Source organism: Prevotella conceptionensis 9403948, from assembly GCF_000312305.1.
Lineage (GTDB): Bacteria > Bacteroidota > Bacteroidia > Bacteroidales > Bacteroidaceae > Prevotella > Prevotella conceptionensis.
In genome coordinates this window covers 1-680 of sequence record NZ_HE999519.1, presented here as the reverse complement: position 1 = coordinate 680, position 680 = coordinate 1, and the positions used below count along the sequence as shown (strand labels likewise).

Genomic DNA, 680 nt, shown 5'->3' with positions numbered 1-680 from the left:
AAGTGGCATCGTAAACCGCTACCACTTTAACAACCGCGAGAACAAACTCAACATCAAACATCTTGAAAATCGCGACCTGACGTGGGAAAAAATGTACGAGCTGAACTTGGGTATTGAACTGGGAATGTTCAACAATCGCATCAGCGCAACCATCGACTTGTACCAACCCAACACGTTCGACCTTATCGACCTTGTACGCACTTCGGGCGTTGGAGGTCAGTATTACAAGTACGCCAACTTTGGCGACATGCGTACAAGAGGCGTAGAACTAGGCCTACACACCAAGAACATTGTTGCCGACAGGTTTTCTTGGACCACCAGCCTTACGCTTAGTGCAATGCATCAAGAAATTACCCGCCTGCTAAACGCACCCAATGCTTTCGACATGGTGGCAGGACGTGGCCGCGGAAACATCGTGGGTTATCCCAAGGGTTCGCTCTTTTCGTACAACTTCCAGGGGCTAGACGGCAACGGATTACCCACTTTCAACTTCGGCCGCTACCCTTCTAGCCAGAACGCTTACGCTAAAAACGCAGGCGCCGACTTTCTAGACACGCAGTATGCAAAGACATATCTCATCTACCACGGCCCTATAGAACCGCAGGTTTTGGGCGGATTGAACAACACTTTCAAGCTAGGTGCGTGGGAGTTGTCGTTCTTTCTCACCATGCAGGCAGGCA

Annotated in this window: 1 protein-coding gene; it reads left to right on the top strand. The window is 50.3% G+C overall.

Features of this window, described 5'->3' with window-relative positions; all coding sequences use genetic code 11:
* On the top strand, positions 1 to 680 hold a 680-nt coding region (locus BN93_RS16060; RefSeq protein ID WP_044261244.1), incomplete at both ends, for a TonB-dependent receptor domain-containing protein.